Annotated in this window: 9 protein-coding genes; 3 read left to right on the top strand and 6 right to left on the bottom strand. The window is 57.1% G+C overall.

The window, feature by feature from the left end; genetic code table 11:
• Positions 1–40: 40 nt before the first annotated feature.
• From infB to FS819_RS16705, 5 genes are all read right to left on the bottom strand, one after another.
• On the bottom strand, positions 41–2,827 hold the full coding sequence (gene infB / locus FS819_RS16725; RefSeq protein ID WP_234624739.1) for a translation initiation factor IF-2: 2,787 nt from the start codon (positions 2,825–2,827) through the stop codon (positions 41–43).
• A gap of 103 nt (positions 2,828–2,930) precedes the next feature.
• Complete coding sequence (locus FS819_RS16720) at positions 2,931–3,626, bottom strand: RNA-binding protein (protein WP_234624740.1); 696 nt, start codon at positions 3,624–3,626, stop codon at positions 2,931–2,933.
• Entirely contained in the window at positions 3,626–5,242 is a 1,617-nt protein-coding gene (gene nusA / locus FS819_RS16715; RefSeq protein WP_070164003.1) for a transcription termination factor NusA, read from the bottom strand. Before nusA ends, FS819_RS16720 begins: the two co-directional genes overlap by 1 nt.
• Positions 5,243–5,300: 58 nt before the next feature.
• Positions 5,301–5,915, bottom strand: coding sequence for a ribosome maturation factor RimP (gene rimP / locus FS819_RS16710; protein WP_156548992.1), 615 nt, complete (start codon positions 5,913–5,915; stop codon positions 5,301–5,303).
• A 73-nt stretch (positions 5,916–5,988) separates the two neighbouring features.
• Entirely contained in the window at positions 5,989–6,405 is a 417-nt protein-coding gene (locus FS819_RS16705; RefSeq protein ID WP_234624756.1) for a hypothetical protein, read from the bottom strand.
• On the opposite strand from FS819_RS16705, the gene FS819_RS16700 reads away from it, so the two are divergent.
• The gene (locus tag FS819_RS16700; RefSeq protein WP_234624755.1) at positions 6,287–7,846 is read left to right on the top strand and encodes an MFS transporter; all 1,560 of its coding nucleotides are present in this window, start codon (positions 6,287–6,289) and stop codon (positions 7,844–7,846) included. The genes FS819_RS16705 and FS819_RS16700 overlap by 119 nt on opposite strands.
• A gap of 83 nt (positions 7,847–7,929) precedes the next feature.
• On the top strand, positions 7,930–10,431 hold the full coding sequence (locus tag FS819_RS16695) for a beta strand repeat-containing protein (protein ID WP_156548990.1): 2,502 nt from the start codon (positions 7,930–7,932) through the stop codon (positions 10,429–10,431).
• Between the two features lie 72 nt (positions 10,432–10,503).
• On the opposite strand, the gene FS819_RS16690 is transcribed toward FS819_RS16695, so the two are convergent.
• A complete protein-coding gene (locus FS819_RS16690) occupies positions 10,504–11,550 on the bottom strand; it encodes a glycosyltransferase family 61 protein (RefSeq protein WP_156548988.1) in 1,047 nt (348 codons plus the stop codon).
• A 328-nt stretch (positions 11,551–11,878) separates the two neighbouring features.
• Between FS819_RS16690 and FS819_RS16685 the strand changes: the two genes are divergently transcribed.
• Positions 11,879–16,828: a beta strand repeat-containing protein gene (locus FS819_RS16685; protein ID WP_156548986.1), complete on the top strand. Its 4,950-nt coding sequence runs from the start codon at positions 11,879–11,881 to the stop codon at positions 16,826–16,828.
• Positions 16,829–16,982 lie beyond the last annotated feature (154 nt).

Raw genomic sequence — 16,982 nt, 5'->3', positions numbered from 1 at the left:
GCCGCTCGAAAAAGCGGCCTTTCTGGATGGTAACCGCTGCTTACAGCGTACGGGTGATATGCTCGACGCGGAAGCACTCGATGGTGTCGCCAGCGCGGATGTCTTCGTAGTTTTCGAAGGCCATACCACATTCCTGGCCCATCGGCACGTCTGCCACTTCGTCCTTGAAGCGCTTGAGTGTCTTGAGCTTGCCTTCGTGGATAACGACGTTGTCGCGCACCAGACGCACACCTGCGCCACGCTCGACCTTGCCCTCGACAACACGGCAACCGGCAACCTTGCCCGTTTTCGTGATGTTGAACACTTCGAGGATCTCGGCATTGCCGAGGAAGGTTTCGCGGCGTTCCGGCGACAACAGACCCGACATCGCTGCCTTCACGTCATCCACCAGATCGTAGATGATGTTGTAGTAGCGGATTTCGGTGCCGGTGCGCTCGGCCAAGGCTCGAGCCTGAACGTTTGCACGAACATTGAAGCCGATGATCGCGGCGTTGGATGCTTCGGCCAGCGAAATATCCGATTCCGTGATGGCACCGGCGCCCGAATGGACGATCCGGGCCCGCACTTCGTCGGTTCCCAGCTTGTCAAGCGCTGCGACGATGGCTTCGACAGAACCCTGAACGTCGGCCTTGATGACCAGCGGGAATTCCTTAAAGCCGGTATCCTGCAGCTTGCTCATCATCTGCTCGAGCGAACCGCGCTGACCGGACTGGCGGGCAGCGGCCTTGTCGCGGGCCAGACGCTGACGGTATTCCGAGATTTCACGAGCGCGGGCTTCGCTTTCAACTACGGCGAACTTGTCACCGGCGGCAGGCGTACCTGACAGACCGAGAACCTCGACCGGCATGGCAGGCCCTGCTTCCTTGACGTGACCGCCCTTGTCGTTGACCAGGGCGCGCACGCGGCCCCACTGATCGCCAGCGACGATGATCTGACCTGGACGCAGCGTGCCCTTCTGAACCAGAACGGTAGCAACGGCGCCGCGGCCCCGATCGAGCTGGGCTTCAATGACCAGACCTTCGGCAGTCCGGCTCGGATCGGCCTTCAGGTCGAGAATTTCGGCCTGAAGAAGCACGGCTTCCAGCAGCTTGTCGAGATTGAGCTTGTTCTTCGCCGAGACTTCGACGTCGAGCACTTCACCGCCCATGGATTCGACGAACACTTCGTGCTGGAGCAATTGCTGGCGCACTTTTTCCGGGTTGGCCTCATGCTTGTCGATCTTGTTGATCGCCACGATGATCGGCACATTGGCCGCCTTGGCGTGGTGGATCGACTCGATCGTCTGCGGCATGACGCTGTCATCGGCGGCAACCACCAGGATGGCAATGTCGGTCGCCTGGGCACCACGAGCACGCATCGCCGTGAAGGCGGCGTGGCCAGGGGTGTCGATGAAGGTGATTTTGTGGCCGTTCTGCTCCACCTGATAGGCGCCGATATGCTGGGTAATGCCACCGGCTTCACCCGAAACGACGCTGGTCTGACGGATGGCATCGAGCAACGAGGTCTTGCCGTGGTCGACGTGACCCATGATGGTCACGACCGGCGGACGCGACACCATTTCGCCTGCGTCGTCCTTGACGTCGAAAATGCCTTCTTCAACGTCGGATTCGGAAACGCGCTTGACGGAATGGCCAAATTCGGTGGCGATCAATTCGGCCAGATCGGCGTCGATGACGTCGCCCGGCTTCATCATCTGACCTTCCTTCATCAGGTACTTGATCACATCGACAGCCCGTTCGGACATGCGCTGCGACAATTCCTGAATGGTGATGGTTTCCGGCAGAACCACTTCACGCATGACCTTTTCGCGGGGTTCCTGCATCTGGCTGCGGCGGAATTTCTCCTGGCGACGGCGCATGGCCGACAGCGACCGGCCACGCGCATTGCCGTCTTCATCGACAGCGGCGGTGGTAACGGTCAGCTTGCCACGGCGGCGCTCATCCTCGGTTTTGGGGCGAGCCGGAACCTTGGCAGGCTCGGGACGCACGACCTTGCCGCGCACCGGACCGCCACGGGCGGGACCGCGATTTTCATCTTCTTCGCCTTCCGGCTTGCGACCGCGCACAAAGCTCGGAGCAGGTGCTCCGGCAGCCGGTCTTGCACCAGCAGGCGACGGCGCCCGGGCAGCAGGCTCGGCAGGACGCGGGGTTTCCGCGACAGGCGCGACTGGCTCTGCGACAGGCTCGGGCGCATTCTTGGCTTCAAGCGCGCGGGCCTTGTCTTCTTCGGCCTGGCGAATGGCTTCCAGAGCGGCAAGACGCTGACGCTCGACCTCTTCAGCCTGACGGCGAACCTCTTCCTCGGCGCGACGCTTGGCGTCCTCGACTTCGCGGACCTGGGCTTCTGCCAGAGCGCGGCGGCGCGCATCCATCTCGCTGGCGGACAGATCGTGCAGTACCGCGCCGCGCGGCCGGTCGGGCTGGCGGCTCGGCTGGCTCGACGCCTGCGGACGGTTCTGCTGGCCTGGATGGCGCTGCTGCGAATATTGATTTGTCTGTTGAACGCGCTGCGGCGGAGCGGCTGGGCGCGGTGCCTCCTGTGCAGCGGCGACTGGCGCCGGAGCCTGCACAGGGGCTGGCGTCTGCACGGGGGCAGCAGCAGCTGTCGCAGGTGCCGGTGCATCGTCGCCAACGCGACCCTGCGGCTGGCCTGCACGTTCGTCTTCAGGACGGGTCGGGCGGCGCTTGCGCGTCTCGACCACAACGGCCTTCGTGCGACCGCGACCCATATCTTGGCGCACGGTACCCTGGTTCACTCCCGTCGGCTTGAGCGTGAGTGTCTTCTTGCCCGTAACGCTGAGTGTCTTGTCGTCTTTGCTGTCGGTCATTCCGTTCCCGTTCCTTCGAGCGAGGCCGGATGACTACCGCATCAGACCACGCCGTTCACATACTGTCCTACACCACGGAGGCCGGTTTGCACCGGTGACCGCGTCATTGTGGTTTACGGCCAGCGCTACTTGCCATCCGCGGCGAAAGGCCACGATAGGTTTCAAGCAGAGTTGCGCGCTTCACTACACCTTCACCCGCCTGTCCTGCAAGCGCGCAGGCATGGATAAAAGCGTTCTGGCCCATCAGTTCTTGCATTTCCGCCTCGGAAAAGAGCCGATAAGAACGAATTTCCTCATCCGTTTCCATTCCGAGATGCCAGGCCTTGCGGGCCTGGTCCAGTTTTCGAACGCCATCTGCGGCGGCATCGGTGGCGTGAAACACGCCAAGCGCGGCACCGCTGCGGATCGCGAGATCGACCTTGGCCGACCCTGTTACAAACTGGCCCGCCTTGCGCGCCAGGTTCATCATTCCCGCCACCTGCTGAACAAGCAGCCTGTCGACACGCGCTCCCATCTCGGGATCGACGGTGACATCCGTCTTCAAGGCACGGGCGAAAAGCTTTTTCGCCACAGCCTTGTCCACGGCCTCGCGGGAAACGGACACCCAGCAGCCACGGCCGGGCAATTCCCGTTTCAGATCCGGCACGAGCGTGCCATCAGGGCCTGCCACAAACCGGATCAGTGTATCTGGCGTTCCCGGCTGGCGGGTGACGATGCAAGTCCGGTCGTTCTGACCGTCCTTTACCGCCTTCACCGGCTTTGCCGGACGCCCTTCCTCCAAAGATGGATCGGAGGCCATCACGAGCCCTGCTCAGCCTCTTGCGCCTCATCCTCGACGACTTCTGCCTCAGCCTCGGCGGCAATATCCGCTTCGGTGATCCAGCCAGCCGCCAGACGAGCCTGAACGATCATTTGTTCCGCCTCGGTGCGCGAAATGTCGATTTTCGAGAACAGACCCTCGAATTTCTTGGTCTCGCCATCCTTACGCTCACTCCAGCCGATCAGGTCGTCTGCAGCACAGCCGGCGAAATCCTCGACCGTCTTGATGCCGTCTCCCCCGAGCGCAACCAACATTTGCGTTGTCATGCCATCAATGCTGCGCAGCTCGTCGGACACGCCGAGCGCCTTGCGCTTGGCATCCAGTTCGGCTTCCAGCTTTTCGAGATATTCGCGGGCGCGGGTCTGGATTTCTTCTGCGGTATCGCCGTCAAAACCATCGATGGAAGCGATTTCCTCCAGATCGACATAGGCCAGCTCTTCAACCTGGGCAAAACCTTCCGACGCCAGAACCTGGCCAACCATTTCATCGACGTCGAGCGCATCCATGAACAGATTGGTGCGTTCGTTGAATTCCTTCTGACGGCGCTCGGACTCTTCCGCTTCCGTCATGATGTCAATATCCCAGCCGGTCAGCTGTGACGCCAGACGGACATTCTGACCGCGACGACCAATGGCCAGCGACAGCTGTTCATCGGGAACCACGACTTCGATACGCTCGGCATCCTCGTCCAGCACGACCTTGGCGACTTCCGCCGGTTGAAGCGCGTTGACGATGAAGGATGCCGGATCGGCAGACCACGGAATGATATCGATCTTTTCGCCCTGCAATTCACCAACCACGGCCTGAACGCGCGAACCGCGCATACCGACGCAGGCACCGACCGGATCGATCGAGCTGTCATTGGAGATCACCGCGATCTTGGCGCGTGAACCCGGATCACGGGCCACCGACTTGATCTGGATGACGCCGTCGTAGATTTCAGGCACTTCCATGGTGAACAGTTTCACCATGAATTGCGGATGGGTGCGCGACAGGAAAATCTGCGGGCCACGCTGTTCGCGGCGCACGTCATAGACATAGGCGCGAACGCGATCACCGTAACGCATGGTTTCGCGCGGGATCATTTCATCGCGGCGGATAATGCCTTCGCCACGACCGAGGTCGACGATGACATTGCCATATTCGACGCGCTTGACCGTGCCGTTGATGATTTCGCCGACGCGATCCTTGAACTCGTCGAACTGCCGATCACGCTCGGCTTCGCGCACTTTCTGCACGATGACCTGCTTGGCGGACTGGGCGGCGATACGGCCAAAATCCATCGGTGGCAGCGGATCGGCAATGTAATCGCCCAGCTTGGCATCGACATTGCGGTCGCGCGCCAGTTCGAGTGCGATCTGGGTGCCGTAATCCTCGACCTTTTCGACCACTTCGAGCAGGCGTTGCAGACGGATCTCGCCGGTCTTGGAGTTAATGTCGGCGCGAATATTGGTCTCGGAACCGTAACGCGAACGCGCGGCCTTCTGGATGGCGTCAGCCATCGCAGCAAGCACGATTTCGCGGTCGATGACTTTTTCGCGTGCGACCGCATCCGCGATCTGCAACAGCTCGAGCCGATTAGCACTGACTGCCATTGTTTAAAGTCTCCGTCTTCCTGCCTGGGGCATGTTCGCCTGCCAGGCGCGTTATCGGTTATTGGTCTTCGCCGGTTTCGTCGTTCTGGTTTGCAGCTTCAGCTGCGGCCTTTGCCTGTTTGTCGGCGCGCAGCGCATCGCGCACCAGATCATCCGTCAGGATCAGCTTGGCCTCGGCCAAGGCCGTGAACGGGATGGTAAGCCGTGGCTCCTCCCCAGCGGCGACCTGATCGCGCTCCAGAACGAACCCGTCCTGGGTGACATCCGCAATCTTGCCACGAAACCGCTTGCGATTGTCGATCAGAATGGACGTTTCGCATTTCAGCAGGTTGCCCTGCCAGCGCGTGAAATCGGATGCGCGCACCATCGGACGGTCGATACCGGGCGACGAGACTTCCAGATGATACTCCTTATCGACGGGATCTTCCACATCCAGGACAGGAGAAATCGCCATCGACAGCTCTTCGCAATCCTCGACGGTCATCGTGCCGTCCTTGCGCTCGGCCATGATTTGCAGCGTCATGCCGTTCTGGTTGAGGATCCGGACACGAACGAGCTTGAAACCAAGCTCGACGATCACGGGCTCAATGATATCGGCGATACGCCGGTCGAGGCCGGTTTCGGTAATCAGACGTGGCTCGGGCGCCTCATCGGCTGGCACGTGTTCGGACAAACCTGTCCTCCTCGGTATGGAGCTTCATGGTCCATCGCCAACAAAAAAGAGCGGGTCCTTGCGGGCCCACTCTTCATCTGGCGATCAAGAATTTGAACGCCGTATACGCCCTTAGCGCCAACAATGCAAGCATTTCAGAAAAGGCGATCCAATCACCCTCAAACGCAGACGTGAGTTCATTTTGCCCAAATAAGGACTGTTTTCTTGGCTTCAAGGGATTAGGTTGTGCAACAAGCGAGTCGCCTCTCGGTCGGCTGCCCTTCATCGCCCATCCCAGCCTGCAACCGATCGAGCGGAAAACCGTGCCGGACAGAAAATCATCATTGGCGCCTTTCAAGAACCAGATCTTTCTGACGATCTGGCTGGCGAGCATCACCTCCAACTTCGGCGGCCTTATCCAGGATGTCGGTGCTGCCTGGATGATGACATCGATCTCCTCTTCGGAAAGCATGGTGGCGCTGGTCCAGGCCTCCAATACCGCGCCGATCATGCTGTTTTCGCTGGTGGCCGGCGCGCTGGCCGATGGGTTCGACCGCCGCCGGGTCATGCTGTTTGCGCAAGTCTTTCTGCTGACTGTCTCGGCGCTTCTGTCGCTCTTCACGTGGTTTGGCCTGCTGACACCATGGTCGCTTCTGGCCTTCACCTTTCTGATCGGCTGCGGAACGGCCTTGAACAGCCCGGCCTGGCAAGCCTCGGTCGGCGATATCGTCGGGCGCGAAGACCTGCCCTCCGCCGTCTCGCTCAACAGCATGGGCTTCAACATCACCCGCAGCGTCGGCCCCGCCATTGGCGGCCTGATCGTCGCTGTGGCAGGCGCGGCGACGGCCTTTGCCATCAATGCTGTGAGCTACCTGGCGATGATCTATGCTTTGTTTCGCTGGAAGCCGGTCTATCCGAAAAACACCCTGCCGCGCGAAAATCTCGGCCACGCCATCGCCGCTGGCCTGCGCTACATGGCCATGTCTCCCAACCTGATGAAAGTGCTGTTTCGCGGGTTTTTCTTTGGCTTTTGCGCAACCGCGATCCTGTCGCTGCTGCCGCTGGTGGTGAAGGATAATCTCGGTGGCGGTCCACTGGCCTATGGCGGCTTGCTGGGCGCTTTCGGGATTGGTGCCATTGCTGGTGCGATCTCCAATGCCCGTATTCGTGAAAAGCTGAGCAGCGAACAGATCGTCAGCTGTTCGTTTGCCGGCTTCGCGCTGGCCTCCGTTCTAACCGGCATCAGCCATCATTTCTGGCTGACGGCCCCTGCCCTGGTGCTGGCCGGAGCCTGCTGGGTGCTGTCGCTGTCGCTGTTCAACACGGTGGTGCAGCTTTCGACCCCGCGTTGGGTGGTGGGCCGGGCGCTGTCGCTCTACCAGACCGCCACCTTCGGCGGCATGGCGGGCGGCGCCTGGATCTGGGGATTGCTGGCCGAATCCGGCAGCGCAGGCCATGCCCTGGTGATGGCGGCGGGGCTGATGGCTCTCGGTGTCGGCATTGGTCTCGCCTTGCCGATGCCCGCGTTTGCGACACTCGATCTCAACCCGCTGAACCGCTTCAACGAACCGCCTTTGCGGCTGGATATCCGCCCGCGCAGCGGCCCGATCGTTATCCAGATCGATTTCGAGATCGATGACAAGGACGTGCCGGAATTTTTAGAGGTTATGGTCGAGCGGCGCCGCATCCGTCTGCGAGATGGCGCGCAGAACTGGGCGCTGATGCGCGACCTGGAAAACCCTGACATTTGGACGGAAACCTATCACACCCCGACCTGGGTCGATTACGTGCGCCACAACCACCGCCGCACCAAGGCCGACGCCGAAATCACCGACCGGCTGGGAGACCTGCACAAAGGCTCAAAACCACCGCATGTCCACCGGATGATCGAGCGCCAAACCATCCCGCCTGCCGACGACATATTCCACAAACCGCATATCGATCATCATTGAATTATTTTTGGCATGTAATTTTCACACTACACAACCAAATTTAAACGTGCAAACTATTCCTGTTTCAATCAGGGGCGGTTTAAATGGTATATATTTTGGGTGGAAGTGGCAACGATACAATCACAGGCACGTCTGACTATGACAGCCTCAGCGGAGGCCTGGGCGATGACACCATCAATGGCGGCGCAGGCAACGATTCGCTCTCAGGGGATGGGGGAAATGATGCAATTTCGGGAGAAGACGGTTCCGATTCCATTCGAGGAGGCTCAGGCAACGACAGCCTCTCCGGCGGCGATGGAGTTGATACTCTTTATGGCGAAGCCGGCGATGACAGCCTTTCCGGCGATGCCGGTAACGATGTTCTGAATGGCGGAGCCGGGGCCGATATTCTGAACGGCGGCGATGGCACGGATACTATCAATTATACGTCAAGCGGTGCGATCAATATAAATCTCGCGACGGGACTGGCGAGTGGAGGCGATGCGCAAGGCGATACCTTTATCAGCATTGAGGTCATCAGTGCATCGAGCCAAGACGATGTTCTTGTCGGCGACGATGACGACAATGTCTTCAAGGGCGGCTATGGCAGTGATACCATTAGTGGTGGCGACGGCGATGACACGTTAGCAGGCGGCTTCGATGCGGATGTGATCAATGGCGGGAACGGCTCCGACACCGCAAGTTTTGTCGACAACATGGCTGTGGTGGTCAACCTCAAAACCGGCGAGATGAGCGGCGATGCCCAAGGTGATGTCCTGATCGACATCGAGAACCTCATGGGCTCCTACTATGACGACACCCTTACCGGTGACGACGGCGATAACGTTATCGATGGATATTACGGTTGGGACCTTTTGGATGGCGGCTTGGGTGCCGACACACTCAAGGGCGGGGCGGATGGTGGAGCCGCAGTCTACACCTACTCGAACGAAGCTGTGCAGATCAACATCGACACCGGTATTAACACCGGCGGTTATGCCGAAGGTGATGTTTTCGAGAAAATACTTCAGGTCTATGGCTCTGCTTTCAATGACACATTTACCGCCTCGAAAGATGCCCGGTTTGCAGGCGGCCTGGGTGATGATCACTACATTGTCAATAGCACCTCCATTTATCTGATCGAACAGGAGGGCGAGGGCATCGACACCGTGACGACCGGGTTAAACAGCTATTCTCTGACCAGGAATTTTGAAAACCTCACTTACACCGGTACGGCCAATTTCACTGGATCTGGAACGGTGGCCGATAACGTGATGATCAGCGGGGCCGGTGCGGATTACCTGTTTGGAAACAACGGTAATGATACACTGATCGGTGGTGCAGGCGCAGACAAGCTGAGTGGTGGCGGTGACAATGATACATCCAGCTATCGTGACTCGACGTCAGCGGTTACTGTCAATCTGACTACGGGTCTTGCGCAAGGTGGATTTGCACAAGGAGATACGTTTATCTCTATAGAAAGCCTGGAAGGTTCTAAATATAATGATACGCTGACCGGCAACAGAGAAGGCAATACACTGCGCGGCGGCGATGGCGGCGATGTATTGGACGGCGCGGCGGGCAGCGATACGGCGAGTTACCTGGATTCGACCAGTGCGGTCACAGTTAATCTCCAAACCCGCACGCTATCCGGCGGATTTGCGAATGGAGATACCATCATCTCCATCGAAAATCTGGAAGGCTCAACCTATGCTGACAGCCTGACGGGAGACGATCAGGCTAACGTTCTAACCGGCGGAACGGGTGCAGACCTTCTGGATGGCGGAGCCGGTTCCGATACGGCAAACTATAGCGACTCCACCGCAGGTGTGATCGTCAATCTCGTAACTGGCCAAACAGCCGGCGGCTCAGCAGAGGGCGATGTCCTTGTCTCGATAGAGAACATCACGGGCTCCAGCGAATCGGATTACCTGACGGGCAATGATGGAAGCAATGTGCTTTCAGGTGGAGAAGGCGATGACCATCTGATCGGCGGCGGCGGCGACGATCTGCTGAACGCAGGCAGCGGCGCGAACATTCTGGATGGCGGCGACGGTAGCGATACTGCAAGTTACGCCGACTCTTCCGTTGGTATCAGCGCAAGCCTCTCCGGAGACGCAGGCGTCGGCGGTTCGGCAGAAGGTGATGTTCTGATCTCCATAGAAGCGTTGGAAGGTTCCTTTTACGCCGACACTCTCACGGGAAGCGGATATGCTAACGTTCTTAAGGGTGGCGAGGACGCTGATACGCTCTTTGGTCTTGAAGGTGACGATTCGCTTTACGGCGATGGCGGTGATGACGTCCTTTATGCGAACGCTGGCGATGACACGCTTGCCGGTGGTGAAGGCGACGATGCCCTCTATGGTGGTGAAGGCAGCGACGTTTTCGTGTTCAACTCTAACTATGGCAACGATGTCGTTTTCGACTTCGACTCGTCGGCGGATTCGATCGACCTGACCAGCATGGGCTTTGCCACCGTCAGTGACGCCGCCGCCTATGCAAGCGAGATCGAAGGCGGCGTGCTGTTCACCTTCAGTAACGTGGATACGCTGACAGTGTATGGCTTGAACTATGCAAGCCTGACATCCAGCGACACATTGATGTAAAAATCGACTTGTGGCCGGGTTGCTTTCGCCCCGGCCACAAGCTCCTGCGTCAATTTTGATTTCATTGGCCAATCATGCAGTCAAGACCTTTTCCAGCAGGGCAAGATCGACGATTTGCCACATGTCGTTTCTGGTCTTGATCTCTTTCAGCGTCCCATCCGCGTCCTGCCCGGGCCTATCGGGATTTATGATTGCCGTATAATCCAGTCGTTTTTCCTGGGAAATTCGCGCATAGCAGGCATTGATGCAGTTGACCTGCAACAGTTCGATAACCCTGGTTTTGATGCCCGGCTGGCAATAGACCAGGTTTGCCAAGCCTGCGCCATGCGGAGCGACAATCACCTCGGCATCGCGGAAAGCGGCAACCTGTTCTTTCACGGAAAGCTCACCTGGTGTGAGGATTTCAAACCCATGGCTTTCGAGCAACGCACAGACAGCCCTTTCATTGACAACCCGGCGCACATCTCCAGCATCCAGGCGCGAGACATAGATCTTGCGGCTGAACCGGCGATCAACTGTGACACGTTGCGCAAGCGCTTCGAATTCAGCGATGACGGCTGGATGAGGCAGGTTGGCAAAGTCGCCGCCTATCAGATTACTCGTGATGCAGTCATCGACATGCAAAACATGGTGATAGTCCATCTCGAGCAATTGCCCATTAAATCCGGTTAGCGAAAGAGCTTCATTCCTCCACCCGTTCAGACGCGGCATTGCCAATAGAGTATTACCATAATCGCGATGTCTTTTATAAATCAACAGACAGCCGATGGCCTGTAACGTCCAATGATAATAGTTTTTGTACCAACCATTACCAATGACAAGTGGAGATACCTCCTCTATCTGCGATATTTTCGCATTTTTAGGAACCAATTCATCGACTATATCTGGATATACGCCATAGAGCGTGTGTTTGATATCCCCGAAATTTTTCGATTTTATCGCACCGCACCAGCCCAGAACGAAGGATTCCCCAAGCCTGCGAAAGGTGATTTCCGGGCTAATATAACCAAGCGGAATGTCCTGTCGAAATGCCTCCAGCTCGTCGTCACCCTCAGCATCGGCGGCAACGTAAATTTCTGGTGTCCAGGAACGCACTTCAGCGGCTGCGATGTTCAGCATTGTTTTTAAATCTCTTTACTCAAAAAAATGTCGGAAAGCTCCAATGGGAGACAACCGAGCATAGTCCACAACCCGGATAGCTAGAAAGTGACAACGCTGTAGGATAGCCAAACAAAGAGACAAATGAACAGGTTTCATCGTAGCAAATGCCAAGCCGATTGACGCTCACGGCTGCGTTTTTGAGCGTAATACTGCACTTATGGCAGTTCAAGCCCTCAACTTTCAACTTATAATTTTATATTTTCTAAATTAGCCAAATAAATTCCCTCTATGCGATTATATTTGGATATGCGAACTATAGATTCGCACGCAATCAGGGGTATATTATATGGCAACTATAACGGGCGATTCTGGAAACAACACTTTAACGGGAACAACTTCGGCTGATACGATTTCAGGCCTGGCTGGTGATGATACGCTAAAAGGTGGGGCAGGCGCCGACGCTCTCGACGGTGGATCGGGCTCCGACACGGCTAGCTATGCGGGAAGTGCGGCGGTCAACGTCAACCTCAAGACCGGCATCACGTCCGGTGGAGAAGCCGTTGGAGATACGTTCACAAGTATCGAGAATCTGACAGGGTCGAACAACGCCGACACGCTGACCGGCGATGATGGTGACAACGTTATATCCGGAGGCCGCCACAATGACACCCTGGACGGTGGCAAAGGAGCCGATACGCTGAACGGCGGCACCGGCACTGACACGGTAACCTACGCCAATTCAGATGCCGCTGTCCAAGTGATCTTCGATGAAAGTGATAATGGCAATGGCTATGGATTGGGTGGCGATGCTCAGGGTGATAATTATATCTGGGTCGACAAGGTCATTGGATCAGACTTCGATGATACATTTACCGGGATAAAGTCTACCGTTACCTTTTCAGGTGGCAAGGGTAACGACACCTACGAAATTAGCAACGCAAGTTTCACTGTGATCGAAGCCAACGGCGAAGGCAACAATGACACAGTCCTTACGTCAATCAATTATACGCAGCCGGACTATGTCGAAACGCTGAAATATACTGGAACCGGTGACTTTACCGGCACTGGAAACGATCAGAACAATACCATCGTTGGCGGCGCGGGTAACGACACGCTGATCGGCAATGGTGGAGCCGATAAGCTAGACGGCGGATCGGGCTCCGACACAGCCAGCTATGAGAAAAGCGCAGCGGTCAATATCAACCTCAAGACCGGCGAGAAATCAGGTGGAGATGCCGCTGGCGATGAATTCACCAGCATCGAAAACCTCACAGGGTCAGTTTATAAAGACACGCTGACTGGTGACGACGGTAACAATGTCATCGATGGCGGCGGTTCCGACGATGTTCTGGAAGGTGGCAAAGGTGCTGATACCCTGATAGGTGGTAGCAACACAGATACGGCCAGCTATGCTGGCTCCGACGCAGCAGTACAAATCAATCTCGTCACGGGCATTCACACGGGCGGCGATGCCGAAGGCGACACATTAACCACAATCGAAAAAATCGCCGGCTCAGACTTCAAGGACACATTCACCGCATCAAGCTCCATCACCTTCGCAGGTGGAAAAGGGGATGACACTTATGTCGTTGGCAGCACCAGCGTCACCGTCTCCGAGGCAGCAGATGAGGGCAGCGATACTGTCCGGACATCAATTGATTACACCCTAACGAACAATGTCGAGAATCTCGTATACACCGGCTCCAATAACTTCACCGGTACGGGTAACACCCTGAACAACACCATCACCGGCGGCACGGGTAACGACACGCTGATCGGCGATGGTGGAGCCGATCAGCTAAAAGGCGGGTTAGGATCCGACACGGCCAGCTATTACGGAAGCAACGGCGTTACGGTCAGCCTGGCCAGCAGCATCGGCGCAACTGGCGATGCAATTGGCGATACGTTTGACAGTATCGAGAACCTGACAGGGTCGGGCACCGCCGATACCCTTACGGGCGACGACGGTGACAATGTCATATCCGGTGCCAACGGCAATGACACGCTGGACGGAGGCAAAGGGGCCGACACGCTGGACGGCGGCGCTGGCGGCGGTGATACCGTAACCTACGCCAAATCAGATACCGCTGTTCATGTGATCTTCGATGAACGTGATAATGGCAATGGCTATGGATTGGGTGGCGATGCACAGGGTGATGATTATCTCGCGATCGAAAAGGTCATTGGATCAGACCTCAATGATACTTTTACCGGGATAAAATCAAAAGTTACATTTGCAGGTGGCGATGGTGACGACACCTACGAAATTAGCAATACAAGTTTCACTGTGATCGAAGCCAACGGCGAAGGCAACAATGACACAGTCCTTACGTCAATCAATTATACGCAGCCGGACTATGTCGAAACGCTGAAATATACTGGAACCGGTGACTTTACCGGCACTGGAAACGATCAGAACAATACCATCGTTGGCGGCGCGGGTAACGACACGCTGGTCGGCAATGGTGGAGCCGATAAGCTAGAAGGCGGATCGGGCTCCGACACAGCGAAGTATGAGGGAAGCGCGGCGGTCAATATCAACCTCAAGACCAATGTAGCGACTGGCGGCGAAGCGGCTGGCGATACATTCTTCAGTGTCGAGAACCTGACGGGTTCCAGCTACGCCGACACGCTGACGGGTGATGACAACAACAACGTACTCAACGGTGGCGCTGGCAATGACACGCTGGCAGGTGGTAAAGGCGCTGATACGCTGAACGGTGGTTATGGCGATGACATCTTGGTAGGTGGCGAGGGAGCCGACACGCTGACCGGTGGCGGTGACACTGACACGGCAAGCTACGCCAGTTCGTTAGCCGCTATCCAAATCAATCTCGTCACCGGCGCGAATACGGGCGGTGATGCAGCAGATGATATGCTGAGCGGCATCGACAAGATTATCGGCTCAGACTTCAACGACACATTCACCGCATCAAGCTCCATCACCTTCGCAGGTGGAAAAGGAGATGACACCTATGTCGTGGACAGCACCAGCGTCACCGTCTCCGAGGCAGCAGATGAGGGCAGCGATACTGTCCGTGCATCAATGGATTACACCCTAACCAACAATGTCGAGAATCTCGTATATACCGGCTCCAATAACTTCACCGGTACGGGTAACGCCCTGAACAACACCATCACCGGTGGCTCCGGTAACGATACGCTGATCGGCAAGGCAGGCGCTGACGTTCTGATCGGCGGGTCGGGCGCCGATACCGCAAGCTATGCTGGAAGCGCAGCGGTCACTGTCAACCTCAAGACCAATCTTGCGACCGGCGGCGAAGCGGCTGGCGACACATTCTCCAGCATCGAAAACCTGACAGGCTCAAGCAGCGCCGACACGCTCACGGGCAATGACAGCAACAACGTTCTCAACGGTAGCGGTGGCAATGACACCTTGGCAGGTGGCAAAGGCGCCGACACGCTGAATGGTGGCGATGGTTCCGACACGGCAAACTACGCCAATTCCTTTGCAGCCATCCAGATCAATCTCGTCACCGGCACGCACACGGGCGGTGATGCCGCTGATGACACACTGAGCAGCATCGAAGGCGTGATCGGTTCTCAATATGATGACCGGTTCACGTCGGCATCAACAGGAACGCTTTCCGGTGGTGGTGGCAATGACACCTATGTTGTCAGCCAGGGTGCCACAACGACGGTTCTGGTCGAAGAAGCCAGCGCTGGCACGGATACGGTTGAAACAACCTTAACCAGCTACACGCTGAAAACCAATTTTGAAAACCTCACCCACACTGACTCGACCAATTTTCTCGGTTACGGCAATAGTGCCGACAATGTCATCGTCAGTCAGGGTGGCGTCGATAAGCTTTATGGCTATGCTGGCAACGATACGATCCGTGGCGGCAGTGGTGGCGATACCATTGATGGTGGCGATGGAAGCGACACGGCAAGCTACAGCGATTCCACTGCAGCGGTGACCATTAATCTTCTCACGAAAACGATCTCCGGCGGTTACGCAACAGGCGACGTGTTCACCAGCATCGAAAATGTCGAAGGGTCGGCCTATGCCGATACGCTGACGGGAGACACCGGGGCCAACCTGCTATCGGGTGGAGCGGGCGATGACCTATTGATCGGCGGTGCGGGTGCTGACACGCTGAATGGCGGCGCTGGCCAAGACAAGATCACCTATGAAGCGTCGGCTGCGGCAGTCAAAGTTGATCTCAGCACTGGGACAGCAACCGGCGGCGATGCGCAAGGCGATAAATTCAGCAGCATCGAACGTGTCATCGGCTCCAGCTTCAACGACACGCTGATTGGAAGCAGCGCGGCGGAAATGTTAACCGGCGGCGCTGGCGACGATATTCTGATCGGCGGCGGTGGCAATGACGTCCTGAACGGTGGAGAGGGTGCCGATGTCCTCGATGGCGGCGCGGGGAATTACGACACGCTCAACTACTCTGCCGCAACATCGGCAGTAATGCTGGATCTGACGACAGGAACCGGCTCCGGCTACGCGGCGGGCGATACGTTTACCGGGATCGAGGCCTTCACCGGCAGCACTTATGGTGACACCTATACCGGCAGCACCTATGCTGCCGAATATAATGTCGGTGCTGGCAATGACACTGTGTTGGCTGGCTCCGGCGCCGAGAAAATCAATGGTGGCACAGGGACAGATACCGCAAGCTACGACCTTTCCACAGCGGGTGTTTCCGTCAACCTGGTGACAAATGTCGGCAGCGGCGGTTACGCCGAGGGCGATCACTATAGCAGCGTCGAAGTTGTCGTCGGCTCCGCCTTTGGTGACACATTCACCACAAGCACCGACAAGACCCTGTCAGGCGGCCTTGGCGATGACACCTATGACATCGGAAATTCGGCAAGCGCTATTACGGAAAATGCCGATGCGGGGATCGATCTGGTCAAGACCAGCAGTGCCAACTATACGCTGGGCGATAACCTCGAAAACCTCACCTATACCGGCACAGCCAACTTCACCGGCTCCGGCAACAGCGCCGACAATGTGCTGACGGGTGGTTCTGGCAATGATCAGCTGGATGGTGGCACCGGCAATGACGAGCTTTACGGTGGTGAAGGCAGCGATGTGTTCGTGTTCAACACCAGCTATGGCAATGATGTCGTTTTCGACTTCCAGTCCTCGTCAGACACAATCGATCTGACCGGCATGGGCTTTGCCACCGTCAGCGATGCCGCCGCCTATGCAACCGAGATCGAAGACGGCGTGCTGTTCAACTTCGGCAACGGCGATACGCTGACAGTGCATGGCTTGAGCTATGCAAGCCTGACATCAAGTGATTCATTGATGTAAAAAATCGACTTGTGGCCGGGGTGCTTTCGTCCCGGCCACATGCTCCTGTTTCAATTTTAACGTCATTTGGCGATCATGCAGTCAAGACTTTTTCCAGCAAGAAAATGTCGGCGACGAGCCACATGTCGTTTGGGATCTTGATCTCTCTTTGGGT

The sequence above is a fragment of the Allorhizobium sp. Av2 genome, from assembly GCF_021462805.2.
Classification (GTDB): domain Bacteria; phylum Pseudomonadota; class Alphaproteobacteria; order Rhizobiales; family Rhizobiaceae; genus Allorhizobium; species Allorhizobium vitis_G.
Note: the sequence above shows the minus strand (reverse complement) of the source record. Positions and strands in the feature narration are given on the sequence as shown.